This window comes from Silanimonas algicola, assembly GCF_054777375.1.
In genome coordinates, this window is sequence record NZ_BAAHAS010000004.1 from 36,073 (window position 1) to 61,988 (window position 25,916).

General features: G+C 62.9%; 30 protein-coding genes and 1 pseudogene. 12 read left to right on the forward strand and 19 right to left on the reverse strand.

Annotation, left to right across the window (positions count from 1 at the left end):
• Positions 1 to 79: 79 nt before the first annotated feature.
• The 12 genes from ACYVAK_RS14465 to ACYVAK_RS14520 all read right to left on the reverse strand — a co-directional run bounded on the left by ACYVAK_RS14465 (position 80) and on the right by ACYVAK_RS14520 (position 8,830).
• Positions 80 to 649: an antitoxin Xre/MbcA/ParS toxin-binding domain-containing protein gene (locus ACYVAK_RS14465; RefSeq protein WP_461062248.1), complete on the reverse strand. Its 570-nt coding sequence runs from the start codon at positions 647 to 649 to the stop codon at positions 80 to 82.
• Entirely contained in the window at positions 639 to 1,649 is a 1,011-nt protein-coding gene (locus ACYVAK_RS14470) for a relaxase/mobilization nuclease domain-containing protein (RefSeq protein WP_461062250.1), read from the reverse strand. Before ACYVAK_RS14470 ends, ACYVAK_RS14465 begins: the two co-directional genes overlap by 11 nt.
• Positions 1,646 to 2,161 carry a hypothetical protein gene (locus ACYVAK_RS14475; protein WP_461062252.1) on the reverse strand — a complete coding sequence of 172 codons (516 nt, stop codon included), beginning with the start codon at positions 2,159 to 2,161 and terminating at the stop codon, positions 1,646 to 1,648. Before ACYVAK_RS14475 ends, ACYVAK_RS14470 begins: the two co-directional genes overlap by 4 nt.
• A gap of 384 nt (positions 2,162 to 2,545) precedes the next feature.
• Positions 2,546 to 3,490: a ParB/RepB/Spo0J family partition protein gene (locus ACYVAK_RS14480; RefSeq protein ID WP_461062254.1), complete on the reverse strand. Its 945-nt coding sequence runs from the start codon at positions 3,488 to 3,490 to the stop codon at positions 2,546 to 2,548.
• Positions 3,491 to 3,496: 6 nt separating this feature from the next.
• Positions 3,497 to 4,255, reverse strand: coding sequence for a ParA family protein (locus tag ACYVAK_RS14485; RefSeq protein WP_461062256.1), 759 nt, complete (start codon positions 4,253 to 4,255; stop codon positions 3,497 to 3,499).
• Entirely contained in the window at positions 4,252 to 4,446 is a 195-nt protein-coding gene (locus ACYVAK_RS14490; protein ID WP_461062258.1) for a hypothetical protein, read from the reverse strand. The genes ACYVAK_RS14485 and ACYVAK_RS14490 overlap by 4 nt, the downstream gene beginning before the upstream one ends.
• 1 nt (position 4,447) lies before the next feature.
• Positions 4,448 to 4,735: a hypothetical protein gene (locus tag ACYVAK_RS14495; RefSeq protein WP_461062260.1), complete on the reverse strand. Its 288-nt coding sequence runs from the start codon at positions 4,733 to 4,735 to the stop codon at positions 4,448 to 4,450.
• A gap of 1,412 nt (positions 4,736 to 6,147) precedes the next feature.
• On the reverse strand, positions 6,148 to 6,909 hold the full coding sequence (gene trfA, locus ACYVAK_RS14500) for a plasmid replication initiator TrfA (RefSeq protein WP_461062262.1): 762 nt from the start codon (positions 6,907 to 6,909) through the stop codon (positions 6,148 to 6,150).
• Between the two features lie 11 nt (positions 6,910 to 6,920).
• Positions 6,921 to 7,121: a hypothetical protein gene (locus ACYVAK_RS14505; protein ID WP_461062264.1), complete on the reverse strand. Its 201-nt coding sequence runs from the start codon at positions 7,119 to 7,121 to the stop codon at positions 6,921 to 6,923.
• A complete protein-coding gene (locus tag ACYVAK_RS14510) occupies positions 7,121 to 7,519 on the reverse strand; it encodes a plasmid mobilization protein (protein ID WP_461062266.1) in 399 nt (132 codons plus the stop codon). Before ACYVAK_RS14510 ends, ACYVAK_RS14505 begins: the two co-directional genes overlap by 1 nt.
• Before the next feature lie 69 nt (positions 7,520 to 7,588).
• Positions 7,589 to 8,452, reverse strand: coding sequence for a DUF3560 domain-containing protein (locus ACYVAK_RS14515; RefSeq protein WP_461062268.1), 864 nt, complete (start codon positions 8,450 to 8,452; stop codon positions 7,589 to 7,591).
• Positions 8,453 to 8,479: 27 nt separating this feature from the next.
• The gene (locus ACYVAK_RS14520; protein ID WP_461062270.1) at positions 8,480 to 8,830 is read right to left on the reverse strand and encodes a hypothetical protein; all 351 of its coding nucleotides are present in this window, start codon (positions 8,828 to 8,830) and stop codon (positions 8,480 to 8,482) included.
• Between the two features lie 602 nt (positions 8,831 to 9,432).
• On the opposite strand from ACYVAK_RS14520, the gene ACYVAK_RS14525 reads away from it, so the two are divergent.
• From ACYVAK_RS14525 to ACYVAK_RS14545, 5 genes are all read left to right on the forward strand, one after another.
• On the forward strand, positions 9,433 to 9,603 hold the full coding sequence (locus tag ACYVAK_RS14525) for a hypothetical protein (protein WP_461062272.1): 171 nt from the start codon (positions 9,433 to 9,435) through the stop codon (positions 9,601 to 9,603).
• A 42-nt stretch (positions 9,604 to 9,645) separates the two neighbouring features.
• Positions 9,646 to 9,924 carry a hypothetical protein gene (locus tag ACYVAK_RS14530; RefSeq protein WP_461062274.1) on the forward strand — a complete coding sequence of 93 codons (279 nt, stop codon included), beginning with the start codon at positions 9,646 to 9,648 and terminating at the stop codon, positions 9,922 to 9,924.
• Between the two features lie 205 nt (positions 9,925 to 10,129).
• Positions 10,130 to 11,035 carry a hypothetical protein gene (locus ACYVAK_RS14535; RefSeq protein WP_461062276.1) on the forward strand — a complete coding sequence of 302 codons (906 nt, stop codon included), beginning with the start codon at positions 10,130 to 10,132 and terminating at the stop codon, positions 11,033 to 11,035.
• A 151-nt stretch (positions 11,036 to 11,186) separates the two neighbouring features.
• Positions 11,187 to 11,489, forward strand: coding sequence for a DUF6166 domain-containing protein (locus tag ACYVAK_RS14540; protein ID WP_461062305.1), 303 nt, complete (start codon positions 11,187 to 11,189; stop codon positions 11,487 to 11,489).
• A 99-nt stretch (positions 11,490 to 11,588) separates the two neighbouring features.
• The gene (locus ACYVAK_RS14545) at positions 11,589 to 12,311 is read left to right on the forward strand and encodes a hypothetical protein (RefSeq protein WP_461062278.1); all 723 of its coding nucleotides are present in this window, start codon (positions 11,589 to 11,591) and stop codon (positions 12,309 to 12,311) included.
• Positions 12,312 to 12,323: 12 nt separating this feature from the next.
• Here ACYVAK_RS14545 and ACYVAK_RS14550 read toward each other — a convergent pair whose 3' ends face one another.
• From ACYVAK_RS14550 to ACYVAK_RS14565, 4 genes are all read right to left on the reverse strand, one after another.
• On the reverse strand, positions 12,324 to 12,812 hold the full coding sequence (locus ACYVAK_RS14550) for a hypothetical protein (protein WP_461062280.1): 489 nt from the start codon (positions 12,810 to 12,812) through the stop codon (positions 12,324 to 12,326).
• A 211-nt stretch (positions 12,813 to 13,023) separates the two neighbouring features.
• Complete coding sequence (locus ACYVAK_RS14555) at positions 13,024 to 13,443, reverse strand: hypothetical protein (RefSeq protein WP_461062282.1); 420 nt, start codon at positions 13,441 to 13,443, stop codon at positions 13,024 to 13,026.
• A 599-nt stretch (positions 13,444 to 14,042) separates the two neighbouring features.
• The gene (locus tag ACYVAK_RS14560; RefSeq protein WP_461062283.1) at positions 14,043 to 14,501 is read right to left on the reverse strand and encodes a hypothetical protein; all 459 of its coding nucleotides are present in this window, start codon (positions 14,499 to 14,501) and stop codon (positions 14,043 to 14,045) included.
• A 123-nt stretch (positions 14,502 to 14,624) separates the two neighbouring features.
• A complete protein-coding gene (locus ACYVAK_RS14565; protein WP_461062285.1) occupies positions 14,625 to 14,813 on the reverse strand; it encodes a hypothetical protein in 189 nt (62 codons plus the stop codon).
• A 270-nt stretch (positions 14,814 to 15,083) separates the two neighbouring features.
• Here ACYVAK_RS14565 and ACYVAK_RS14570 point away from each other — a divergent pair, with 270 nt between their 5' ends.
• From ACYVAK_RS14570 to ACYVAK_RS14585, 4 genes are all read left to right on the forward strand, one after another.
• Positions 15,084 to 15,965 carry a DUF6694 family lipoprotein gene (locus tag ACYVAK_RS14570; RefSeq protein WP_461062287.1) on the forward strand — a complete coding sequence of 294 codons (882 nt, stop codon included), beginning with the start codon at positions 15,084 to 15,086 and terminating at the stop codon, positions 15,963 to 15,965.
• A gap of 57 nt (positions 15,966 to 16,022) precedes the next feature.
• Positions 16,023 to 17,408, forward strand: a complete 1,386-nt coding sequence (locus ACYVAK_RS14575; RefSeq protein ID WP_461062289.1) for a tetratricopeptide repeat protein — start codon at positions 16,023 to 16,025, stop codon at positions 17,406 to 17,408.
• 70 nt (positions 17,409 to 17,478) lie between these two features.
• A complete protein-coding gene (locus ACYVAK_RS14580) occupies positions 17,479 to 18,519 on the forward strand; it encodes a restriction endonuclease (RefSeq protein ID WP_461062291.1) in 1,041 nt (346 codons plus the stop codon).
• A 75-nt stretch (positions 18,520 to 18,594) separates the two neighbouring features.
• Entirely contained in the window at positions 18,595 to 18,816 is a 222-nt protein-coding gene (locus ACYVAK_RS14585; protein ID WP_461062293.1) for a hypothetical protein, read from the forward strand.
• Positions 18,817 to 19,331: 515 nt separating this feature from the next.
• Here the strand turns inward: ACYVAK_RS14585 and ACYVAK_RS14590 are convergent.
• Positions 19,332 to 19,447: pseudogene (locus tag ACYVAK_RS14590) on the reverse strand (helix-turn-helix domain-containing protein); the annotation flags it as partial.
• 467 nt (positions 19,448 to 19,914) lie between these two features.
• Between ACYVAK_RS14590 and ACYVAK_RS14595 the strand changes: the two are divergent.
• The 3 genes from ACYVAK_RS14595 (at position 19,915) to ACYVAK_RS14605 (ending at position 23,407) form a co-directional block, all read left to right on the forward strand.
• Positions 19,915 to 20,517: a hypothetical protein gene (locus tag ACYVAK_RS14595; RefSeq protein WP_461062295.1), complete on the forward strand. Its 603-nt coding sequence runs from the start codon at positions 19,915 to 19,917 to the stop codon at positions 20,515 to 20,517.
• A gap of 189 nt (positions 20,518 to 20,706) precedes the next feature.
• Positions 20,707 to 21,759 (forward strand): COG3904 family protein, encoded by a 1,053-nt coding sequence (locus ACYVAK_RS14600; protein ID WP_461062297.1) that lies wholly within the window; start codon positions 20,707 to 20,709, stop codon positions 21,757 to 21,759.
• Between the two features lie 304 nt (positions 21,760 to 22,063).
• A complete protein-coding gene (locus ACYVAK_RS14605; protein WP_461062299.1) occupies positions 22,064 to 23,407 on the forward strand; it encodes a hypothetical protein in 1,344 nt (447 codons plus the stop codon).
• A gap of 413 nt (positions 23,408 to 23,820) precedes the next feature.
• Here ACYVAK_RS14605 and ACYVAK_RS14610 read toward each other — a convergent pair whose 3' ends face one another.
• Both ACYVAK_RS14610 and ACYVAK_RS14615 read right to left on the reverse strand, forming a co-directional pair.
• On the reverse strand, positions 23,821 to 24,207 hold the full coding sequence (locus tag ACYVAK_RS14610; RefSeq protein WP_461062301.1) for a response regulator: 387 nt from the start codon (positions 24,205 to 24,207) through the stop codon (positions 23,821 to 23,823).
• A 524-nt stretch (positions 24,208 to 24,731) separates the two neighbouring features.
• Complete coding sequence (locus ACYVAK_RS14615; protein WP_461062303.1) at positions 24,732 to 25,355, reverse strand: hypothetical protein; 624 nt, start codon at positions 25,353 to 25,355, stop codon at positions 24,732 to 24,734.
• Between the last annotated feature and the right edge of the window lie 561 nt (positions 25,356 to 25,916).

Below are 25,916 nucleotides of genomic sequence, written 5' to 3' on the forward strand. Positions count from 1 at the left end.
TATCCGACGACAGAAAGGCGGCGGCACCTACCGCGCACCTTGGCGCCGAACGCGACCAGAAGCCGCTCAACCAGGCGAGTTAATCGTGCTTCGAATCGATCGATTTCGCGAGCAGATGCCCCACTGCGGACATCCCCTCGGATGTGTCGAGATACGCTTTAGGCGCATTGCCCTTCAATGATGCTTGCGGAGAGTTGAGCCAACGCCCAAGCCATTCCGCGCTGTCTACGTGCCCCTTCAACACACCTCGGCAACGCCACCTTTCCACTTCACCGACCCATCGGTAAAGCGATAACACCGCGATCGTTTCGTTCTTCGGCAATCGCCTATCTTCCCGTTCGCGACTGCTGACCATCCGCGGGCTTACATCCAGCTCGCGGATCAGGACGGCTTTCTTCAGCCCCATGGCCTGTGCCAGCTCGCCCAGAACGCTCGCCGGCAATCCCAGCGTGACGACGGCCACTCTAAGGTCCAAGTCTTCCCCGAGCTCATCACACGCCTCGACCCACAGTGATCGAGGCTCAACCGGATCACGCCGAGCTAGTGACGCGACAATCTTGGCGATGACCGCCTCCGCACGCACGTAGATCAGCGGGTCATGACCGTCCTCGATCATCAACGGGCCATCAGAGCCAAGCTCAACCGCCACGCGTTGCCTCGCCAGCCTTACTCGACTCGATTACGCCCCGCACGCGTTCGGCCAAAAGCTCATTTCGCGTCTTCGCGTCAGGCATCTCCGCCGCGAATCGCTTGATTTCGTCGGCCAAACCCACGAAGTCGGGGCCACCCTGCCCTTCGAGGACCTTTGCGATCTGAAGCCAAGCTCGACGCACTTCCGCGTTGCGTCGCTTCACCGCGGCCTCCCACGGCTCCAAGCGCTCGAGCCGCCCAAGACCCCGGTTCACGACCTCGAGAGCCTTCCGCATCCGCTCTGCGTCCACGCGCAACTCTGCCCCTCGATCGCGCATGTGCCTCACCGCTTGTGCTTCGCCCTTCAGCACCTGACCGCGAGAAGCGCGGGGTGTCGCCTCGCACTCCATTCCTCGCGCTCGAAGCTCTTCCGCGAACGCCTCTCGCCATGCCTGCAGATCGTCTTTTTTGGGGTCCAGCATGACTCCGTCAAACCCCCTTGCCTTGACGGTGATGTGCGCATGCGGTTGGTCTGTGTCGTCGTGCACGGCCATCAAGTAGTCGTTGGTCTGCCCGAACTGGGATCGGGCGAACGCACGCGCCGCCTCCGCAACTATGGTTCGATCACTTCCCTTGGGCATTGAGAGAACGAGGTTGATGGTGTCCCTTGCGTTACGTCGATCGTGGCCAGCCTCGGTCCACTGCCTGGCCAGATCGCGAACAGCAGCAGCTCCGCGCAGTTCCTCCCCATCACCCCTCTCTCCAACGAGCTTTCCGTTTCTGGTGATGTAGGCCAAGTGCTCCGAAACGTGACGCAAGCCTCCAGCTTTGCCAGACACCTTCACCATCACCTGCGGCACGCGGCGAACGGTTCGGATCACACGGGCCAGCATTTCGCGCTCAGGCGGCTTCCGCTTCTTGCCCCCGCTGGCATCGGCCGATCTACGCCGCTTCGGCTTCACCGGCGTCCTGAAGACGAGCCCGGCAGGCCCCATGAAGTCGTCATTCCATGTCGTCATCGATCACCCCGATACCGGCTTGTCGCCGCGACGATGACTGCTGCCGCCTCCTCTCTAAGGCTGGCCACAGCCTCTCTCAGCTCCAGGACAGGCAGAGCCTGCTCACGCCCCTCGCGATGCATTCGGTGGATGGCGGCGTTGAGGTTCCGTCCCACTGCGGCCAACTGCTCTGTCGCTGCTCGCAAGCCATCCAGCTCCGCTGGCGTCGGCTGCGCCTTGGCCAACAGGTTCGCTCTCAGGACACGGACGATCCAAGCGCCCGGACTGACCCCCTCAACCGTCGCGCGGTGCTCCAGCGCTGCCATCTCCTCAACCGTCAGTCGAACTTTCCTCTCCCGACTCTTTCCGGAGGGGCGTTCCGTCGCCAGCGCTGCCGCGGGATTGTTGTCCAGAAAGGCGTAGGCGAGTCGGCGGACGAGCCCCGCGACGCTCAGCCCCGCAGCCGAGGCTCGCGACTCAAAGCGCTCGAAGTCGGCGGAGTCGATCAGGGCATGTAGGGCTTTTCGTGTCATCCAGGAGGCTCAAAGCGCGGTAGCGCGTTCTCGGTTGTAACAAATCGTCCCATAACCCCTATCCTGCACTAGTCCCAAACACCTTGCAAATCCTAGCGCATGCGCTAGTCCGCGGTTCGCGGCTACAAGAGCTGGGCGGCTGACGCCGCCCACGGTTCGGCAGGTGGGGAGCGGGTCCTCGGACCCCACCACCGGGCGTCTCGGCCCTGCCCTAACCCCTCGCGGCGCTCCCAGCGCAAGAGCAAGCGGGGCTCCTGCCCCTTGACCGTGGGGCTGCGCCCCACACCCCCACCCTGCTCCGATTAGCGCATGCGCTAATTCGTGACCAAAGAAAAACCCCGGACGTGCCGGGGTTCTTCGTGCAGCGTCTTGGGTGAGATCGGGCTAAGTCACCCACTCCACCAGGCGGACTTCGCCCAAGGCAACCTCGATGCCCTCGCCCCCATCAAGGGGCGTGAGCGTTCCGGTGCCTGCGCCCGCGGGAGTGAGATAGCCACGGACCCCGCCCGCTTCCGCGATGAGTTTCGCCTTGCCCAGAGCATGAGTCGGCTTGAGGGAGGAGCCGCGCCGCTCACCCTTCGGGCCGGAATCCGGCTGAACCGCCGAGGAGGTACCTGACGGCTCTCCTGCCCCACTACCCTCCCCGTTCCCTGCGTCCGCTGACAGGGCGCCACCCTTGCCAAGGTCTTTCTCCATGGCAGAAACAGTGGAACGGGTGATCTCGATCTCGGTGGCCAGCCAAGCCGTTACTTCCTCGGTGTGGCTCTCCATCAGTCGGCGCAGGTTATAGAGCGTGCTGATGTCGCGGCACCGTCCCTCACGGTAAAGCGCTTCGATCACCCCAGGCGCGTCGATCAGGGCGAGGTGCCGCGTCACGAACATGGGGTCACGCTTTCCCAAGCGCTTCGCGATGTCGCCCTTCTTGTGCCCCTGTTGGATACGGGAATGGATGAACATCGCCAGTTCCATCGGGCTGAGATTCGAGCGCTGCTCGTTCTCGATGACCTGGTCGTACTCGTCGCACTTCTCGTCGATGAACGCCGGAATCGTCTCCAGCCCCGCAGCCTTGGCGCCGCGATAGCGGCGGGCCCCGAAGTTCAGGATGTACCGGTTCGGCTGCGTCGGATGAGGGCGAACCGAGACCGGCTGCAGGATGCCGCGCTTCTGAATCGAAGCGACCATATCCGCATGGGCCTCGGGGTCGAACTCGCGTCGCGGCTGGTTCGGATCTTCGTCGATGTCGGAGAGGGGGATCTCCTTGGCTTTGCCTTCGACCACGGGGGTGGTCGGCAGCTTGTCGAGTTGGTCTAGACCGCTGAAATCAATCATGGGGGGTTACCTCGCTTCCAAGCCCATGCGCTGCGCCACCTTGCTCATGGCCTCGCGCATCTCGATGCCGGCTTCCTTAGCCGACGACTTTTTCATCTTCCACACCGGAAGGCCTTCGCCCAGCGCTTCACCGATCGAGGTGCGCAGCGACACCTTCGCTGGCAACAGGAAACGCGAGTAATCCTTGATCAGTGCGGCCAGGTTCGCTTTTTGCGTCGGGCTGTGCGCGTTCAGACGATTGGGCAGCATCCCGAGGAACTGAAGCTTCTGGTTGTACTTGTCCGTCACGCCCTTGATCGACTGCAGCAGCTTGGTGATGCCGTCAATGGAGTAGGCCTCCATTTCAACGGGAGCCAGCGCGTAGTCCGACCCGATCAAGGCGGCCGTCATGCGGATCGAGAGGGTAGGGGAGGTATCCAGAATCGCGACATCGAACGACGATCCGGCGGCACCAAGGAAGGCCAAGAAGGACTTCACTGCCACGTTCGGGTCGGCACGCTCGAGGTTGTGCAGAGCGTCGTCTGCGGCGACAACGGCGAAGCCGTCTGCGTTAGGGGAGGGGACCGGGACGTCCTTTCCAGTGAACAACGCCGACGCGGTCAGGCCGCAGTGGTGGGCTTTCAGCGTCTTGCTCGCGTTGCCCTGCGGATCGAGATCGATGAAAAGCACGCGCTTCTTCGCCTCCGCGAAGTAGAACGCCAAGTGGACGGCCACGGCCGTCTTGCCCACGCCACCCTTCTGGTTCGCAACGGTCAGGGTCTTCATTTCGTCCTGGCCTTCAAGGGCTTCTCTCCCTTCTCGCGCAGGTACAGGTTCATCCCTTCTTCCATCATTCGCTGGAGCGAAACGCCTGATTTCGCGCTCAAGACCTTGAGCCGCGTGTGGTCGTCATCGCTCAGCCGCATGATCGCGTTGCGCGTCGGCTTCGGGGTCTTGGTCGCTTTGCTTGTTGCCATTTCAGCCTCCGGTTCCGGTCGACCAGATCAGTGCCGCTTGTTCGGGCCATTGCCCGGTGAGTTCGAACAGCTTGTGGAAGGCCGCATCTTCCGCGGCGTACCACGCTGCGACTGCGTCCTGGACGTAGGCATCCATGCCGGCGGTGTCTTCGGAGCTGGCCATGTCGAGCGAAGCGTTGGCCGCCACGCTGGGGGACACGCCTCGGCTTTTCAGGACCTCCAGTGCGGTCTCGCAGGCCGCCAAGGTCTGCTCGTCGTTACCAGGGCTGTAGAAGATCCACAACGTCATCGGGGGGCTCCTTCGGGGGTTATGAATACACTATCAAAATAGAAAATGATTGCAAGTGTTCAAGTGTTCAGCGCTGATCGATTAGTTCCGCACCTGGGGTGTGGGGCGCAGCCCCACGGTTAAGGGGCAGGAGCCCCGCTTGCTCTTGCGCTGGGAGCGCTGTCGAGGAGTTGCCGAAGCCGGTAACGCCATCAAGGGTCGAAGGTCGACGACTTCGCTTCTTGCTAAACCAAGCGGAGGGGGAGCCGGCGCGGTACGCGCCGGGGGAGGGGCGCAGCCCCTCCACTGGGGGGTCGACGCTGCGAGCGCGGCGATCAGCCGCGCGAGGACAGGGGGCGCGCAGCGCCCCGCAGCGTAGACAAGCTAATCTCTCGGCGCGTAGCGCCGAGGCCTGTTAAGGCTGCGAAGCAGCCGCGGGGGGTATGCCGGGAAAGGTGAGCGCCGGGAGAGGCGCCAACGGCGCCGGTGCCCGGCGTGAACCTGGGCGGGTCCGAGGCGGCAGGGGGGCGGAGCCCCCCTAAGAGCCGGAAGACTTTTCCGAGCTTGCAGCTAGTTCCATGTGTGCCGTGGAGTGCTGTTAAGTCATAAGCCTAAGTAAAGCTAAGGAAGTCGCTGAAACGCAGCACTGGTGCGGTTTTCCGAGCATTTTGCGCGACCGCTACGTCCCCTTGGCGCGACCGCTGCGTCCCGAGCGCCGCGACCGCTACGTCCCTCTCTCATGGTCGTGATTCGGAGGGGCGCGACCGCTACGTCCCTCTGCGCGACCGCTGCGTCCCCCCCGGGGTCTTGGATGCCAGCGGATTCGATCTCCCCTCTGTGGATAACCCGCGCCGCGAGGGCGCGACCGCTACGTCCCCCTGCAGTTTCGACGGAAACCGTGCGGCGCTGCGTGTTTCGGGCAGAGCGGCGGCGAATCAGACCACGCGATGACGTGCGTCTGGGCGCGACCGCTGCGTCCCTCAAGGGCAATTTCATGCCATTTCGCGACCGCTACGTCCCCTGGGCCCCCTAAATCGAGGTAGGGCAGGGCGGGGGGCGCGACCGCTGCGTCCCCCCATGCCTTGGCGGGAAAAGGCAGGCAGATCGGTGCGACCGCTACGTCCCCCCCACCAACCCTCGCCCGAAATGCCACCTCGCGCGACCGCTACGTCCCCCCTGACAGGGCTGTTGAGGGCCGCCAAGCGCGACCGCTACGTCCCCCCATCCCGGATGGGAGAACCCTGCGCGCGTGCTGGCATCCTGGACAGGGCAGGGGAGGCGCTACCCTCTGCTCAGGCTCTAAAGGAGCTCACGATGCGTCTTGTTCCTTGCACGGAATGCCGCGCCCCGATCGCCAAGTCCTGCCGAACGAGGCAGGCAATGTGCAGCGGCCCAAAACCGTGCTTTAGGCGAGAGAGCCCGGCAACGCCGGCCTAGGGCGTTGGCCGGATGATCTGGAGCGTCACGCTGTCGCCTTCTTGCGACCACGACAACTCCAAGGGGCACCCTGCGGCGCGCACTTCCTCTGCGGCGGCATCGAGCTTGGCGCGGAAATCGCGTAGGCGGCTGTAGCCGCCGCCCGCCAAGTCATGCAGAGCGTCGAGACGATAGGTCAGGGGCTTGTGGCTGGCACCGGCGGCAAAAGCGTGAAGCCAGCGAGCGAGCCCCCGTCCCTTGAGCTTTCGGCGCTGCTCGAAATGCACCTGGGCATATCCCCCGAACTCGCCGGGGTCCATCAGCTCAGCGAGCCGGGCATTGAGCACTGCGGTGTACTCGCCGGTGTCCTCGTTTCGGATCAGCGAACTGACCAAGGCCCCTGAATAGGCTTTTGCCTCGTACTTCACCTCGACACTGCAGGCCTGCAAGCGCGTCAGGGCCTGGATCAGCCACTCGCGATTGCCCTTGCTCTTCGCCAAGCCGAGGTCACGGATCAGCGCGTTCGCGCTGAACGTGATGGGCTTTTCCGCACGGGACTTCCGGTTGCGGTGGAGCATCCAAAGGAAGACGTCGAGATCGGATTGATCCAAGCGCTCGCCGCTGTAGATCAGGCGATAGCGGCCGACGACGGCGAGCTCTTGGCGCTTCACGTGCGTCCGACTGCCCTTCATCAGCGGCGCGAACAGTGCCGAATAGACCGCCGCCTTGGGTACGGCGCGGACGTTCTCGGTCCAGAAGGGAAGGACGCCTTGATCCATGGGGGCTCCGGTCAACCGCCAGCAGGGGGTAGGGCTCGGGCTTGGGCGGCAGCTCGGGCGACTTCGATGAAGGCCTCAAGGCGGATGACCCGCTCCCTGAGGTCGAGGGTGGTTTCTTCCTGCTTGTCGGCGGCCTTCTCCAGCCGCTCGATCTTGTCGTTCATCAGCACCACTTGCTTCAGGGTGCTGAGCACATCGGCAGCGATCGACATCAGCGGCCACCCTTCCGCCGGCGGGCTGCCGCCGGCGTGAGCGCCAACCCTGCGGCCAGCGCGATCGGATCAAGACCGGACAGCTCACGCTCGGCCGCCCGACGGGCGGCCTGCTCCCGTTCGCGGGCCCTCGCCTCAAACGTACCGGCGCGCTCGAGCATCCGGTCGGCTGCGGCATGGGCGCGCTTCGTAGAGGCGAGCACTTCCGCCAACAGAGCGCGCACCTGGGCCTCGTCATCGGTGGGGCCGGTGAAGAGGCGTCCCCGGATCAGATCCGAGACGGTGACTTGGGCCTTTTTCGCCTCACGGGCGAGCCGCCGCTTTTCTTCGGGGGAGACCAGGAACGTGATGCGCTCAGCGGAGGCCATGCGGGGGGGTTCGTCGGCGATCGTTATCATGGACGTTATCACGATGGTTTCGCTGCTGCAGGCGCCCCGGCCACAGTCGAAGCCGGGGCCCTCAAGGGGTCACTCCGCGGCGTCGAGCGCATCGCGGACGCTCTTTGCCGCCCACCGCGCCGAGCCGGTGAGCTGACGCACCCAGAGGCCTCGGGTCGGCGACCACTTGAACGCGTGGCGACGCAACAGGTCGCGAACGCCATCACTCGGCTTGCCGGGGAAGGCGAAGCACGCGCGGTTATCCGCGACGTCCTCGCGGTAGGTGTAACCGCGCCCTTCGATGGTCACATCCTCGCGCTCGGACGCAGCTTCAAGCTGCGCGATGCGCTGCTCGATCCGGCGGATGTTCGCGTTGTTGTTGCTCAGCTGGTACGAGGCAAAGCCGATCCGCTGGCAAAAGTCCGGGGTGAGCAGGGTCCGGGCCTCCGTCTCGCTGAAACCCAGCTCGACCAGCAAGGCGATGCGCTTGGGTTCATCCTTGCCGCGACGGATGGCCGCGTTGGCGGCACGCATCCGCTCCTGCGTCGCTTTCAGGCTGGCAAGCTGCGCCTTGAGCTTCTGGACGGCTTCGGGATCGTCGCTGGAAACGCCACCGCCGCCGACGGCCGCTGCTCGACGCTCGGCCGTCTTGGCGGCATCGCTCAGCTCGCAGGCGCGGCGCATGGCGCGCTCGCTGTTCTCGAGGTCGCGCCGATGCCGGCGCTCGCTGTGGTGACCGACGAGGATCGGCTGACCGAATGGAATGTGGGCGACGGCCCGACGCGAGGCCACGAAAGAGGCGCTGGCCAAGCTTTTCAGATTGACCGCGCGGGATTCCAGACGCTCGCGCCGCGCTTCCTGGTGCTCCGCGTAGGCCTCACGGCGAGCGCTCACGCGCGGCCCGGTCGTGCCTTCCTCGTTGCTGGTGGTGCTGCTGTTCTCGTTGCTGTCCATAACAGTCCTCGGGTCTTCGGGGGTTAATCAGGGCTTGAGGGTCGGGGCGGCGATGCGACATGCATCGCGCAGGATTCGGCGAAGTGCGGCATTGGTCAGCCCTTTCGCGATCACAGCGCGCACGCTGGTTTCGGACTTCTTGGCCGCAACCTCCACGACGGCGGGCAGGGCGATGGCCTCGAAAGGGTTCAATCCCATTGCCGCAGCGAGTCCGAGCAAATCGCCCTCGGTAGACGCCAGCGCCTCGATGCACGCGCATTCGACCGCTCGGGCTTCGCTCTCGTCCGAAGGACGGCCCGGCCATGCTTTGCTAGATGCTCGAGCCGGCTCTTGGGGCCTGAGGCCGTTGCTCTTGCTACCTGCTGCTGAGTGGGACATCGCAAACCTCCGTGGTGTGCTGTTAGGGGCCATGCTTCGCTGAGTGCCGTCGCCGTAAGGCCCCCGCTGCGCGGGCGGAATAGCGAGCGATCAAGGGCGGCGAAGCCGGCGACAGCGAACCCTTGAACGCGAGCGAGCCCGCGCTAGGGAATTGGCCGATCGGCAAGGCACCAGCAAGCAGCAACAGCCCCGGCACCACGGAAGGAACGCGGTGGCCAACAGCGGGCGGCGCGAAGCAACGCCCGCAGGCCTGAAGACCACGACCGCCCGCAAAGCGGGCGGGGCACTACGCCACTGACGACGCCCTCGGCGTCCTGTGCACGATCGGCAAGCTCTCGCCGGCCTCGCCGGCGTGAAGCGGTACCTCTGGATCTCCCGCCAAGGCTTGCCCACCTCCGCCCACCGCTGCCCGGCTCGCTGGGGGCCTTTAGGCGGCCCCGCGACTCGCCGGCGGCTACCGCCGGCCGTGGACGGCGGGGACAAGCTGTCCGCGCCCGTGTGGCACTTACGTAAACCGCGTGGCCAGACGTAAAGCGCGAGTTGTGGTTCAATTTTCCGAGTCGCGGCAATGTCGCCCGACGCTACGGAAGGGAGAGGGTGTCATGGGTGACGATGCCGAGTACCAAATGGAACAGGACGAGCTGGAGCGGAGCGAACGCGAAGCCCTGCGCCAAGCGCGTGTCGACGAAGACGCCCGCCGCAACCGTAAGTGGGAGCAAGCCTCCGCGGCGAAAGCCAAGGGCAGCTCGCCGACCAAGCCGAAGGGCTCCTAAGCAGTTCCCTTGAGTCAGCCGGAAGCCTGGAGCATCCCCTCGATGACGCGAACGCTCGACAACACCCCGATCAACCGAGGCCTCGATTTCGAGCGCGCCATCGAAATCTTGGCCGGGCGTTACGGAGAGGTGTTCCAGTCGTACATGCAGGCGAAGCGTGCTGGCGAGCCAACGGAGTCTTGGGCTGACCATTTGCGATCAATACAGCGAACTCGAAAGGCGCTTCGCGTCGACGACTCAGCCACGATCTCGGCCATTCTCGCCGGCGAGCTGCATCCATCGATGGACCGTGCACCGCTTTCCGGGTCCGCCATTCCTTGAGTGTTGAAGGATGGCGCGGCCGATGCGCTTGCCAATGGGCGGCGGTTCGTCCTTTGTCGCTCCAGCTATGGATGCGACTCGCCCATTCTCCACGTCCGTTCGTTGGTCGTTCTGCCCTGAGGTAATCCTCCCGAGCCTCGGCTTGCGCCTCTCGCGAACCCGTTGACGGATTGTGGTTCGTACTGTGCTTATCAGGATCTAACCAATGCGAATCTTTGTGCTTAGCGCTTTGGCGCTTCTCACTGCCTGCAGCTCTCCCGATCATCAGGCGCAATCGAGCGACAGCTCCACGAACGAACAGGGTTCTGCAAAAGAAGCAGAGACCGCTTCAACATGGACATTGACGGAGCGAAAGGACGAACTTACCGACGAGTCGATTGTCGTTGCGACGAACCGTGGGGAGCGCGAGACGGGTGTCGGTGATCCGCCGCTCCTCTTCGCACGCTGCACGGACGGTGACCTTGAGGCGTTCATCGATCTGGATGAATTCCTCAACAGCGATGATCCGGTGCCTGTTCGCTACCGGTTCGATAAGGGCCCCCTGACTGAGCGCTCGTGGGGCGTTTCGACCACAGGCGCATCCGTTTTCGTGGAATGGCGCGAGGTCGCAGACTTTTTGCGAGCGGTCGCTTCGTCACGGCAGTTGATCTTCGAGGCCGACAACTATCGGGATGTGTCCTATAGGGCCAAATTCACGCTTGAGGGTGGGGCAGAGAAGATCGCGAAAGTCCTCGCCTCGTGCGGCCGCGACTTGCAGCCACTGACCGACAGGGTTCCGGGACTTCGCCCGGACATGGCGGTCGATGTGGAAACGCTCGGTCCCGTCCAGATCGCCACGTTCAAGGAAGTCTTGGCGTCTCACGGGAAGTATTCCGGCGCCATCGATGCAGAGCTGACCCCTGAGTTCGCTTTGGCCGCACAGACGTTCTACGACGAGTACATCGCCATTTGCAAAGCCCAAGGGCCCACTACGCTGCGCGCTCAGCGTCCCGGCGAAATCTTCTGCTCGTCGTTGGACGAGAGCCTGCCTCCTTCCGTTGGCATGGCGTTCTACGCTCGTTCTGACGGTGAGCTAAAGCAGCGGGTTGGCGACCTGCGTCGCGGCGACTGATCTTGCTTCTTGTGTTCACCAAACCACGCCGGTTATCGACTCGATCGGTCGTCACGGCATTTGACGATGGACGGCTGGCGCCAGTGGCACACTCGGACCGTTGACCCGGAAGACTGAAATGCTCACTGCGAATCGATACATCTGTTTGCGGATGGTGGAAGGGACGGGCGTGGCCATCTACAAGCACGATGGCCCTCGTGGTCCAGGCGATGGCATTCCCGCCCGCTATGACTTGTTCCCGCACCCGGGCGGCTTCGCTTGGGGGTATGCCGGTAGCGGACCGCAGAGCCTTGCGTGGGCCCTCGCCGCGCGTTTCTTCCCGGAGTTGCCCAAGGATGAACTGGCTCTTCGGAAGGACTCCCTACTGCAGTTCATCAGCTCCCTATCGGAAGATGATTCCCACGATGTGCCGGTCGATACGCTCTTGGCACACGTCGCAAGCCGACACCGTTGAGGTTCCTGAAATCCCAGCTTTGCGTTGGTCGTGTTCGCGAAAGATTCCATACGGCGGCTTGCGTCTCGCCGATCGATGACAGCGGATAAGGAGTGGTGAATGTCTAGGATGGTCTTTCGATTTGTGACGTGGTCCCCGCCGCGTTCTAAGGACGCGGCGCAGCTTGCCGCCTTTTCAGCGACGGTGGAGCAAGAGGGTGCGCATGCTGTCGCGAGGCAGACCGTCCCCTTCGATTCGACGTTCCTGCTCTGGATGGCGGGCTACGCCACGGCTGGCTTTCTGACGGCCATGCTCGGGTCGGAACTGCTGAGGGGCGATGCCCGCAAGGTGGCAGAGATCGTCGGAGTCGCCCTGATCGTGTGGGCCATGTTTCAGGCGCCCCTCTATGTTGTTTCGCTGCTGATCGCTCGGGCACGTTGCTTGGCGTGGTTGCGAGGGCTGGGTGCCCAGGCCGCTGCGATCGTCCGGGTCCATCTCCATCTCGCGGGTTCGAGCCGAGCGTCGATCAGCGAAGCCTACTTTCCGAATGAGCTAGAGGCCTTTCGAGCCGAGGCGATCAAACGCGTGCCGGATCGCATTCCCGAAAGCCGCCGCAATGAGCTCTGGTCGCGAATGGTGCTCGACGGTGCCCGAAAGATGCACGACGAGGCTGAGCGTTACGTTGTGCGCTGCTCGCTTGCGGCGCTATCCGGTGATTCCGAGGTGGCGAGCGCCGCGGGGGCGAGTCACGCGGTGCGAATCGGCACTGATGGCCTGGTGCTTCTCGAGAGCGAACTTCACGGGCAACGCTACCAACGCGTGCTGTGCATGCTTCCGACCTGACCGCGGCGGCGCTCAGGACCCGGCGATCTTCTTTCGGCGCTTGCCCTCGAGCATCCATGCGTTCGCCTTGGTCGCCCACTCGGCCGACTTGGGCTTCTTGGCCCCCTTGAGAAGCGCGGCGCGCAGCGCCGGGCTGGCCGGCTTCCCCCGCCGCGCGGCACCGGCTTTGGCATGGCTTTCCGGCCGCTGGAGTGCCTCAAGGCGTTGAGCTTTCAGCGGCTCCGGCGCGCTCACGACGTTGTCCCTGAGGAGCCGCTTCGTGCCCTCCGTGTACTGCCCGACGTCAAGCTCGCGGCGCCAACGCTGCACGCGATCCCGCGAAACGCCCCACCAGTGAGCCACGGCGATCGCGCTCTCTGTTCGGATGGCCCGGGCCAATTCGGCGGTGACGACGGGAACGGCCGGCCCCGGTTGCTTGAGTCGTGGCCAACCGATGGGCGCATGGGTCCAGCCGTTGACCCGGACGAGGCCAAGCCGTTCGTCGACCAGCCAGCCGTGCATGTCGAAGGCCGGCGGGTGGTAGGGCCCGAACAGAAGCGGGGGAGGGGAGGGGGGTGACGATGGGGGGCGCGTCATCCGGCCATGATGCCGGAGGGCAAGCGGAGCGCGCAGGCCGAAGCCGACCAGGCCCACTGGGGCGAGACCCGCAGGGGCTCGAGCGCGGAGCGCCCAGGGCGGCGGCCCCGAAGGGGCGGCCCGAACATCGACGGGGCTAATCCCGATCCCCACTTTCGGCCGAGGTCCATGCCGCTTCACACTCGGCATCCGATAGTGACTGAGCCACGGGGAACACGGTGACGCTCTCACGGGCGCGATAAGGCGCGTAAACAGCTCGGTCCTCTAAATCATCGAGCGCGTCTTCGAGACGAGTACAGAGATCATCGAGCGCTTCCGAGGCCTCGGCGCCACTGGATGTCAGGAACTCGCGCGTTTCGCGTGCGATCTTCTCAGCTGTCGCGACACCGGCGCGAACCGCGTCAGCACGAGCATAGAGCGCGTCTTCCCCCTCACGTGCGAGTGCCAGGAAGCGGGCCGAGGACATGTCAAGAATGGAGCGGCGCGATTCGATTTCGATTCGAAGCACGAGGTCGAGACAGTCGTACAAGCGAAGCGTCTGGCGGTTGATGTTCATTGAGGCCTCGAGCGGTGGAGTTCCACCATGATCCCGTCGAATCGATCTTCGATCCGATGCCAACCCCCCCCACGCAGGGGAAGGGTTAGGCCCTGATGCTCGCTCGTGAGCGGGTTTTGACTCACTTTGAAGATGACGGTCCGATGTGACGGTCATCGGCCCTAGCGCCGGCGCCCCGGAATCAGCGGCGGCGAGGCCCAGGTGGACCGAGATCCGGCCATCGATGGCCACGCGCCCCCCCCTAGAAAACGGTCGCCCTTCACGTCGGGAAAGAGCGCCGGAAACCCGAGCCGCACAAACGCGCGTTTGAATTCGCCGTGAAACCCCCCTGAATACACACGCCGGGAATGTTGACCCCTGCTACCCACGGTAGTAATTTGCGAACGTTGGGTGGGGATGCGCAAAGGCGTTGCCACGTCGGATTCGGGAATTTTCCGGCAGTGGCTCTCGGAGTGGTCATCTCGGCGCGGGTTGCCCGAATCAACCTTCCCCCCTGAGTGCCGGCACGCGAAACGTGCCTGGTCCTGCAGACGCAGGGCCTCGTCACAGGCAGCTCAACAAGCTCGAAGGCCCGCGAAAGCGGGCCTTCCGCTTTTCAGCTATCGGATTTGTCCAACCTTCAGGCCGTGCGATTTCGTCCTCGGAAAGAACGAGGTGACGCTATACCACCAGTCGTGGTCGTCACTCAGTGAAGCGTCTTCGGGGTGGAGACGAAGGATCACGGTCCCACTCCGACTAGACACAGCAGCTACCTTTCCCTGTTCTTCGAACCACACCCCCGTACCTGACGACAGAACGGCGAGCAGCATGGGGCCAATTTCGAGCAGCGCCGCCTCGTAAGTGGCGTGATGATCGTGCCGCTTCTTCCAAATCTTCTTGAGCCCCCATCCTCTGTCGTTGGCACTCACCCAACCGTACTGGAAGTAGATTGGCCCGCTTGGCATCGGCTTCCTCGTGATATCCACGTAGCCCCAGCACTCACTGCCGTCCGGCATCTTGAGCTTCGTATGCGGGTCCGGCTCTCGCGGCAGGACGTGGATGAGCTTCTTGATCGGCATGCACGCAGTCTATCGGCGAGGCCATGGGCGCCGTTGCAGACAAACGTGTGGATAACGCGTGGGCGTCTCACTTAATGCAACAGCCCAGGGCGCCCGCCGCGGCGGGCGCCCTGGTTGAGGGGTTTACTCCTCGTCGGCCTGGGGCTCCCGGACGACGAGCTCGCCACTGAGGGGCAGGGCGTGCAGCTGGAGGTTGAAACCCTTGCCGTCGCGATTCGGGAAGGCGACGCCGACCTTGGTCCATTCGCTGCGCTTTTCGCCGGCGACTTCGTACTGGCGGACGGTGAAGACGTTGAGGTGCTTGGCGGACATGATGTGCTCCTTTGGGGTGGGCGCGATTGCGCGGGGCAGCAAAACACCTGCCGATCGGGGTCGGACGCACCGCAGGCCGCAACGCAGTGGAGGACGGCAACGCCGTTGCGTCCGAGCCAGGCGGGTGTTCAATGGCCCGAATCAGCAACCGCCACCCCAAGCAGCCCGCAGGCATTCCCGCCAGCCATCGACACGCGGCCCCTCCGCCAGACACCGCCGGGTAGCGTACGGACCTGTCGCGCCTCCCCCGAAGCGCCGGCTAGACTGGGCTTGGCCTGGATCGACGCCGACACCGCGTGGGCCCGTGCCATCACACCACTCAAGGAATGGGAGAACGTGATGAGAGGAGCGCTCAGCGCTGGATTGGTGACCCTTGCCTTGGCCCTTACTGGGTGCGGCAGTCCGAAGGTCGACGGCTCGTCGGAAGACGCCTACAAGAAGTCGCTCGTTGAGGTACGCGAGTCCCTGGACGAAGACGAGCGCAAGCAGTTCGACGAAGCGCTGCAGCTGCTCATGATGAGCAGGATCGACTTCTCCGCGATGATGAGCGGAACGGCAACCGCCGAGACCATGGCCAGCGACATGATGCTGGCCATGAACGGCAAGACCGCTCAAGAGCTGATCGCCGAAGCGGCGCGCATCAAGGCCGAACGTGAAGCCAAGGAACGCCAGCAAGCGATCGATGAGATTGCAGAGCTCGCCGCGAAGCGTTTGGCCGCCGAAGCGGCGAAAGCTGAGCTAGCGAAGTTTGAAGTCATCCGCTCCCGCTTCTACAAGCAGCGCGGCTACATCGGTGACGAGCCGGCCATCGAGCTGACAGTGAGAAATGGAACCAACGTATCGGTCTCACGCGCCTACTTCGAGGGCACCGTCGCGAGTCCTGGCCGTGCGGTGCCGTGGATCAAGGAACAGTTCAACTACCAGATTTCGGGCGGCGTCGAGCCGGGCGAGACGGTGAGCTGGAATCTGGCCCCGAATCGGTTCTCTAAGTGGGGCGAGGTCGATGCCCCGAGCGACGCGGTCTTCACTGTGGTGACCACTCGCCTTGATGGGCCGGACGGCGAGGCGGTCTTCTCATCGCAGGACTTCACCGAGGACGACGCGCGGCGACTTGCGCAGCTTCGCGAGAAGTACGAGGGGAACGAGCGATAGGGCGAAAGCACAAAGACGCGAACGCTCTATCCATTCTTCTGAAATCTATCGACGACCATGAACGCGAAAGCAATCTTCATCCTACTCGCCACTCTTTCTACCCCAGCATTAACTGCTGCCGAAACTGGAACCTTCGAGGAAGCAGTTCAGCTTCACGAAGCCAGCAAACACGCGGAAGCACGTACAATCTTTGAAGCGCTCGATGCAAAGGGCGACGCTCGCGCGACCTACGCGCTGGGGTTCGTCTATCGCCGCGGCATCGGGATTCAAGCCGACCCCGCAAAGGCCATCACATACTTCGAGCGCGCTGCCGATGCAGGGCACTCGTCAGCGAAGAACGAACTCGGACTCATGTTCCTTCACGGGCAGGGGGTATTCCCGAACTTCCAGCGCGCATATGAACTTTTCGAGTCTGCAGCGGAGCAAGGAGATGCCTATGCAATGGTCAACTCTGCAGAGTTTCCATTCATGGCCGATGCGGAGTCCTTCACGGAACAAGTCCTTGCCAAGTCTCTTGCGCGAGCCCAGCAAGCGGCAGCCGAAGGGCGGCCGAACATGGATGGGCTAATTGGCACATTGAAGTGCGCACTTAACGCGGAAGCTCGTCCACCGCTTGATACGCTTGTCCGTGAATCAATCCGCCAGCATGAATTGAATGGGCCAGCGAGAGCCGTTAAGAACGGCTTCTCTGGCGACAGTCATTACTTCAGCAAGGGCGGCTATCTGCTCCGAACCGACTTCGGAACGGGCAGCATGGAGCATCGCTTCATCTACAGCAGCGACTGCAAGCTCAAGCGTTGGGAAGCCATCGAAGTTGCCAGAGATGGCTCGGGACGTGTGTCACTCAGGAATTTCGAGAACTACGAGTATGTCGCGGGCAGGATTGCTCGCGTTTCCACGCCTAACGGGAACGCCCCAGAGAACATCCGCCGATACGAATACTTTCCGCAGAACGATGGAGGCATCGTCGAAGCGAGCAGGCTAGATGGCGAGCATCCCTCGTGGACGTTCATCAAACGGGACAGCAAAGGACTCGTGATGTGGGCTAACGGGGGCCTGCCCGTCTACCCAACTGCGAACCTGGAAATTGTCCCCGGCTCGGGCGTCATCTGGTCTCAACCCGTGAATGCAGGCACCCGAAACATGACGCTTCAGGGCGGATCGCAGTACCGCCGGGATCGGGATGGGCGCATTACGGCGATCGTTGACAACAATGCCATGGACTACTCCACGCAGTACATCGTGGAGTACACGTATGGACGCCATGGTTGGGTCACTGCCGAGACACTTCGTGATCTGAGTGGGCGAAACCGATCGACCACGGCGACCTACGAGGCGTACGAAGTGGACTCGCGCGGGAATTGGACGTCGCGCACAAAGCGCTACACCCGTCTCGGGCAAGAGCGCGAACTTCGCCAAGCTCGAGAGATCTACTACTACTAGCCGCCCGGAAGGGGCCGGCGAGATGCGCGCTCCAGTTACTTGAGCGACCAATGAAGCGCAGGAGATTGAGATGGCAGTGTGGCTGGTCCGAGCGGGTTCGCACGGTGAGTTCGAGCCGAAGTTCATCCAGGAGTCCCGGGTTTACGTGACGTGGGATCGTCTCGACGTCAACTTGGCGAAGCTCGGCCAACGGAGCGAGCTGATCGATGCGATGACGGAGCGCTACCCGAACGCCAAGACGAGGGCGATTGCGAACTGGGCCAGCCAGATCTGGCCCTTTGCGCATGAGATGAAGGTGGGGGACTTAGTGGTCGTTCCGATGAAGACCCAACCCGCGGTCTATGTCGGTGAGATCGTCAGTGACTACCAGTCCAACACCGAAGCCGAGAATCCCTACTTCCACTGGCGCGATGTGAAGTGGATCGGCGAGGCGGTGCCCCGGTCCCACTTCGGCAAGGACATCCTGTTCTCCTTCGGCGCATTCATGACGATTTGCCGGATTCAGCGCAACAACGCCGAACAGCGGATCAAGGCGATGCGCGACGCCGGATGGAAATCCGAGTCGCTGCAGGCGACAACGCGAGCGGCACCGGCGAGCACGCCTGAGGCGGAGAGTAGCGACACCGACATCGACGAGCTGGCCCGCGATCAGATTGCGGCGCTGATCTCGGCGCGCTTCAAGGGCCATGGCCTGACCCGACTGGTCGAAGCAATCCTCAACGCGCAGGGCTACACGACGTATCGCAGCCCCGAGGGGGCTGATGGCGGCGCCGACATTCTCGCCGGTACCGGGCCACTCGGCTTTGCTGCGCCAAAGCTGTGCATCGAGGTGAAGTCCGAGGACTCGCCCATCGGCCGCGAGCCTGTCGACAAACTGCTTGGCGCCATGACGAAGTTCAATGCTGACCAGGGCCTCTTCGTCGCCTGGGGTGGATTCAAGAGCAACGTGCAGAAGGAGTTGGCCTCGCAGTTCTTCCGGCTACGCTTGTGGAGCCAGAAGGAGCTTCTCGAGCAGCTCTTCGCCCACTACGACAGGCTCGACGAGGACCTGAAAGCCGAGCTTCCGTTGAAGCGCGTGTGGGTGGTCGCGGCGCAGGATTCGGATCTCTAGCCGCGTGACCTCACCCTCCACCCCAAAGGTCGCGGACCCGGAGCACTTCCCCGACATGCAGCAGGACGCACAGCAGTGAATCCAGCCTTCGAGAACGTTACATCCCTGATCACGGGGAACATCCTCGCCATCTTGGTCGTCGTGATTGGTATGACGGCACTTTCAATCGTCGTGGGGCGCGCTGTTGGAAAGACCGACAAGCGCAAGCGGCGGGTCGTCACCAACCTGACGTTCTATGGCGGAATGATCGTGCTTGCGCTATTCGTCGTCCCTCAGATTCTCGGCGTACGCGGATAGCCCTCGCTGGCGAATCGCAACACGTCCCACGCATCCCCGCTTGGCGATGGATGTAGTGCAAAGCATCCGCAATGTGACCACGGTTGCCACACCAAGTGACCGGAGTCGCCAGAGAGACTGACCACGGCGGGCAGGCCTGCTGCGCTAAGCCGGCAACTTCTGACCGGCAGAACCCGGCCAGGTCGCGTCGCTCACCGCGGAGCGCTACGAAGCTCTTGACCGCGTGGCGGAGCTCGATCAGCGCTTCATCGCTCTCCGTGCAGAAATGGAAGCCCTTCGCTGCGATGTCGCGCCGGCCCAGAAAGTCGCCCAGATCGTCGAGGCGTGGCGCTCGGCGGCGAAGTCCGTCCGTCTCCTGCAGCGCGCTAAGGAGGCCTTTGCGGCCCCCGGCCTACGGCAAGGCCGACGAGGCGGGTGATGCCGAGGCCATAAACAATCTTGCGACGCTGCACATGCACGGCGCTGGCGTCGCGGTCGACATCGATCGAGCGATGACGATGTACCAACGCGCTGCCACGCAGACAGCGCCGCACGGTGTTCCGCGACCCCCCAGCGCCCGGGCAATCTCCCGAACCCCTTTGCCCTGACGGGCCAATACCTTGATCTCCACCGACTCCTCCTCGCTCAGCATCCAGGCGACCTCCAAAAGGCCGCCATCGTCGCCGGGGTGGGTCAGATTTACTTCGGCGACCGCGGGTCAGTTTTCAGTCGGCGGCAACACTCTGTCCAAGCGGAGGACGACGGGCCAGATCAAGCCCCTGGCAAAGGCCGCAAAAGGGTGGTGGTTGGTGTTCTCCGTTAACTACCCGAGCATACGCTTGTGGATGCAAAAAACTCACAAAAACATATAGATAGGAAGGTTTTCCGGCCTTTGTCGGCTGTCGCTCTATCTAGATGCTTCGCCGTGTCGCTCGTAAAGTCACGCCCATCGTTCACAAGAGGGTCCAACGATGGAACTGCTGGTGACTGCACTCGAGGCGCTCGTGAGGATCAGCCCGGAAGCTGCAGCGATTGTCCTTACGGCTTTTGCCGCGCTAGCTGTTGCATACAAAGCTTTGGCCGTCGCTGCTGCCGCCCTCACGAAGCGGAGCGATACCGATGGGTAAGTGGGGTTCGATGCCTCTCTGGTGGGTCAACGGTGGGCGCCTCACCGAGTTCAATGCCGCCCCGCGCCAACTCGGTGTCAACATCACAGCACTAAAGCTCTACCTGTTCCTTGCGGTGAAGGTGCGGTTCGAGACGAAGTCAGCGACGCTCAGCTACTCCGACATCGAGCTAGGTCTTGATGTGTCGCGCCCCATGATCCGACCAGCGCTCGAGCGGCTCGTTGTGCTTGGCCTTCTCGACGTGAAGCGAGGGCGGACGAACGAGCTAACCCTCCTCTGGGGTAGCGAGGAGCGTCGATTCGCGAAAGTGCCGTCGGACTTGGTTTCGGCCTTGGTGCGCGATCTCTCCCTACGCAGTCGAACATGCCTGGCTGCTCTGAAGCTGTATCTCTATCTGCTGAACTGTCGAGAGAACAAAAGCAGCTTGGCGCGTATTGCCCACAAGACGCTCCAGGAGAAAACGGGGGTGCGCCCGAATGAAATCCGTCGAGGCCTTGATCACCTTGTGAATCACAACGCGATCACGCTTGTCACAGACGAGCCGTCTGAGACCGCGGGACATCCGGTCAACGTCTACAAGATTCGTGGACTCTGAGGACCGCGAAGAACCGTAACGCGGAGGTTGCCGCAGCGGCAACGTTCCACCCGACGTCGCCCGGCTTGGAGTAGAAATGCCGCCTGCGTTTGCTTAGCCCGCGTGCGTAGTCTGATCGGGTGGACTTTCGTTTGGGCATGCGTTGGAATGCTAGGCAAGTCTGCAAAACCTACAAGGAAGGAGGCCCCGATGATTCGGACATTCTGTGCAGCGATTGCCGTTTTTGCTTCTACCCAAGCTCTGGCGTCAATCGAGATCCGGTTGGCCCCTGATACAGCCGCAAGCCGATTCGTTCGTGAGACCTTCGACGGCGGTAAGCATGAAGTCTTCGTTTCGGGAGAGATCGATTCGAACAGCGCAGCGCAATTCGTGCAGTTCGTCGATTCGAATCGGATTCACCATGCGATCGTTGTTTTCGACTCTCCTGGCGGCTCTCTGATTGGGGGCATCAAGCTCGGGAAGGCGATTCGCGACAGAGGCTTTGATACAGCGATTGGAACAATGCTTCCCGATGGCGCTCTCTCCCCTCGGGGCTTATGTGCCAGTTCGTGTGCGTACGCATTCGCCGGGGGAAGGTATCGGCACTACACGGGAGACGAACAGAGGCTAGGAATCCATCAGTTCTACGCGGACGGTGACAACCAAGCTGACATCGGCGAGACGCAGATCGTCGGATCTTTCGTCTTGGGATACTTGCGAGAGATGGGTGTGGACGCCCAAGCCTTTGTCGTGGCCAGTCGGACCCCGGGCGACGAGATGTTTTGGCTGTCCGCTGACCAAGCGACAGACTTAGGTCTGGCGAACAACGGTGCGGATCCGACGACTGTAGAGATTATGCTGGCGGGCTCGATGCCTTACCTGAAGCTCGAGCAGGCCCGCTCGAACGTGACCATGCGTGTGCTTTTCGGATGCGAAAACAGCCAACTCGCGCTCTCTGCGGGAATTGTTGTCACACCGGCTCTTGCCGCTGAGCGCGGTGCTCGAGTCACAAAGAGTTACTTGGAGGATGGCCAAGGGCAGTTCATGGTTGTCGCGGGCGTCGCTGGGGCGGAGGCCGTTGACAGCGTTCTGTGGCTCAACAGGCGTGTGTCTCCAAGTGACCTCCGCAGATTTCTTGAAGCCAGGCAGCTAGGCGTCTGGACAGAGAATGGGAGCCACCTGAGGTGGGGCGGGGCGATAGACATGCGTCCGGCCAGAGAGAAGCTGGCCTATTTCGCCCGCAACTGCCTCCGAGGAGGATAAGTGCAATCGAGAATGGGGCTGCTCCCAAATAGGGAGGTAGTGGGAACTCGAGATGGTGGCACAAGGGAAAAGGCCTGCGAATTCCCGCAATCCCCAGCTTTACATGGTGGCCACGGAGGGAATCGAACCCCCGACACGGGATTCTCACACCTCTGACCGATTTGGGTCGTCTGGAGTCACCCAGCCATCGGGCTGCGTTCGGCCAGAAGCGCATTTTGTAGAAAGGATTCCGCAACGAAATGCTTCCCAAGAGAGGGTAAATGTCACCTCCCTTGGTAGCCACAACTGATCACAGGATGGCTGAATGGACGCACTGATTGTCGCTGTGGGGCTGCTACTCATCGCCCTCTCAGCAATTGCTGTCGAGGGCTTTCGAAAAGCGATCGCCCGACCTGAAGCCTTCGCCAAACGTCTCAGCGTCGATCTTTTTGGCCGGCCTACAGAGCGTTCAGATCTTTACAGCGGCGCTATGCTTGCCGGTGCGTTCGTCACCAGCACCGCTGCTGTTTACGGGCTTCTGTTCTGGCTCCCAGCTCTTGAGCGACTCCTCCCAAACGACTTCTTCGGGGACGGCTCTCCCCGTCTGCCTCTGGCGCTTCTCGCCGGATTCTTCTTGACGGGCATTAGCTACCGAATCTTCGAAGCTTTCGATGAACTCCGACGCCTAAGCATCGCGCGATCCACCATGGCCGAGGCCAAGTCTATGGCTGCCCAACTAGCCGTCGGTGCCAGCGCCGACAACGTCTGGGCGGCTTTCGAAGCTTCGGACAACGCCCACAGGGCCGACCGAGCATGGCTACATGGATTCCTCGAAGATCTCCGGCGCGCCCTTCCTTCAGCCCTGCCTGACCGCTCCCCTGCGTACACGCCCTCCGAGGCTACTGTTCCTTCTAGCCCCGGCATCCCGATGGATGATGTCAGCCGGAGCTTCGAGACCCTGAAATCGCTTGATGCCGCACTCCCCTCCATCGTCGGCGACCGTTCCAACGAGATCACTGAGCTGCTCCCACGCTGCGATGGCACCTATGTCGTCGAGCAGGGTGCGCTCATTCGCGCGTTTCAGCCCTTCAAGGACGCCTTCGCCGCCGCCAGCGTATCCGAGGAGGTCGTCGAGGCAGGTGCCCGTGACATTGAGATCACTGACGCCATTCTTTCCATTCCTGCCACCAGGCTGGAACCCAACATTCGCGCCATCGCTCGCTACAAGGGTGACCCGCATGGTGGCCACACACAGTACCTCGTTCGTCGCCCTGACGGCAGCGAATCACCGTTGACCCAAGGTCTCGTCTTCTCGCCGACGCTATCCGGCGCCCTCGGCGCGTTCTTCGTCGCGCACGTCCTGCCGACAATCGGCCGACACTGGCACGGGCGCTACAATTACGACTACATGGTCCACCCCCACAAGGTGAGCCTTGTCTCTTGGCTGAAGCGCTCAGGTTTCACTGAAGAGCATGCAGGCGAGCTCGCCGCACTCGATCACCGCGCCGCGGTTTGCATCACCGTTGCTTCTGGTTCCACGACCATAAGCGCATACGGCTCCGGAAAAACGACACCGCTCACCCTCTTCAAGGCGTCGGTCATCGAAGGCCATCTGGTCGATGCTTCTCGCGATACTGTTTTAGAGAGCAAGGTTCGCATCCTCTACTGAGTCCCTTGGGCTTTGCCGCCCCCACCTAATCCGTAACTGTCGTTGTGCGATTCCGCCCGGTTTCGAGAAGAGCGGATTCTTACAGCGCAACGCCAATGACCAAGGTCAGGTTTGGGTCTATCCTGTTGAGAGACTCGCCTCCTCGAAACGCTAGGCTTCCGGGTGCTCGCGACAAACAACGTCTGGCCTCCTTGAAGTCATCTGGAGACCGAGAATCGCATCGTCGTGAGCGCCGCACCATCTTGAAGAGCGGTGGTTTTTTGCCGACTGATTTCTTCAACACCATAGGTAGGAAGCAGCCAGTGACCGCTCCGCAGGAACTGGGCAGTCAGGCCGCCGAGCGTGGGCCGTTTGGCTGGCGATACTGATCATTCAATTTGGCAAAACTTGGGCTAGTTGCTGTCAATCCGCAGCTAGGACCGCATCATTGCCGCGAGGCGAGGAACAAGAGCAGTGAGTACGTCAGCCTTGGGATGCAGCGCCAAGCCGAGGCTGGCCGCTTCAGCGGCGTAATCCCGTGGAGCGCCGCTATGCAAATAGACTGGCGGCGTGCCGGGATGTGGCGCTGGAAAGCCAAGCATCCTGAGCATGCCAAGCCCGTTGAGCCTAGGCATTTCCACGTCCGACACGATCACGTCTACCTTGTGCACGGCAAGTGCCTGCAAGGCGGCCTCGCCGTCTGGGGCTTCGATCACGCGAGCGCCTGACTTCTCGAGAACAAGCGTCGCGACGAGACGGGTCGTTCGGTGGTCGTCCACGACCAAAACCGTGACCCCTTTGAGAACAGAGGGGGTGTCCATCAGCCTAGACTACCTTCTGAAGCAGCCCGGCGTTGTGCGAATCCGTCGCGTCGTTCACGGCAACATTTCGCAACCTGGGCCTGCACGTGGGCACGCTGCTTGATAGGCCGCGAGTAGATGAGGCTGTGGCCGGCTTCCAAGGCCACCGCAGCGAAGTCCGCGTCGGACAGCCCGGTGAGAACCCCGTACGCGAGAGCAAGATCACCTTCACCCTCAGCGCGCCGCAGGGCGGCGCCACGCTCTTGGATAGCCTCCAAGGCAAGCGAAGGGGCGCGGCTCATGCCGAGCCCCCGGAGAGGCGAACACATTCCGGCGCGCAATGACGGTAAGACCGACCCGGCGCATGGGATGCCATGGTGATTCGGTACGCGCGGTCGTCGTCGGGCCACGGGGACGCGTGAACCGAGATCACGCGGAACCCCGGAACCCACCGGGCCGGGGTTCGCCCCGGCCCAGCGATGAGCAGGTCGACGGCGTCGCCTTCACGCACGTGAGGATTCTCAAGAGAATGCATATCGCCGCCCTCAGCCGTAGCTGCTGAAGCAGCGCGGCCGGCCGTCCCACAGCGTCGCGCTGCTGTAACTCGTCAGGCGCACTGCGCCGCGTGTGGGGCGCTTGCTTCGCAGCACCTCGCCTGCCGGATGCCCTTTCTTGGGGACAGCCGTACCGGTCATATCGCCCGTGTACGTCTTCTCCGACTCGATCGGCTGAAGATCCACGACGGCACCGCGCACGGCGATCACTTCGTAGAAGTCCACGTTGGTCTGTTCGTAGCCCCAGCTCGCCACCAGAACCTGGCCGACCTCAAGCCCGTGGGGTTCCCGGCGCTCCGCTGCCTCAGCCTTCCGGCGCTCCGCATTCGCCACGATCCGGGCGTTCGTCGCTTCGATGTGGGCCGTTCGTGCCTCGTGGCTTCCAAATGCGTAATGCACATTACGGGCAAGACGGCAGGCCTTGCCGAGGAAGTACGCAGCGAGATACTGCGGCGGCTTCCCTTCGCGGAAGTGCTCGCATACGTACGCCGCGCCACCACAAGCCAATGCGGCCCCCTTCCGCCAGCCTTGGGACGTTCCAAGAAGCTGTTGCCGCACGTGGTCGCGCTCGTCGGCGGTCAGGGAGGCGGGGTTGATTCCAAGGTGTCGCAACATGGTGAGGCTCCTTCTCAGGAAACGAGGATTTGGACGCGGACAACGGCAAGGCGGGAGGCTTCGCACTCGTCGCGGGCTTCGCCACGAGCGCACACCAAACCGGGGCCGTAGGCGTGGGCTTCGCGCTCGCCATAGACAGGGAAATCCATGGTCCGCCCATCATCGAAACCGCCAACCGTCACCAAGAACACGCGGCTTCCGGTCGATGCTTTGCTAGATGCTCGAGCCGGCTCTTGGGGCCTGAGGCCGTTGCTCCTGCTACCTGGTGCTGAGTGGGACATCGCAAACCTCCGTGGTGTGCTGTTAGGGGCCATGCTTCGCTGAGTGCCGTCGCCGTAAGGCCCCCGCTGCGCGGGCGGAATAGCGAGCGATCAAGGGCGGCGAAGCCGGCGACAGCGAACCCTTGAACGCGAGCGAGCCCGCGCTAGGGAATTGGCCGATCGGCAAGGCACCAGCAAGCAGCAACAGCCCCGGCACCACGGAAGGAACGCGGTGGCCAACAGCGGGCGGCGCGAAGCAACGCCCGCAGGCCTGAAGACCACGACCGCCCGCAAAGCGGGC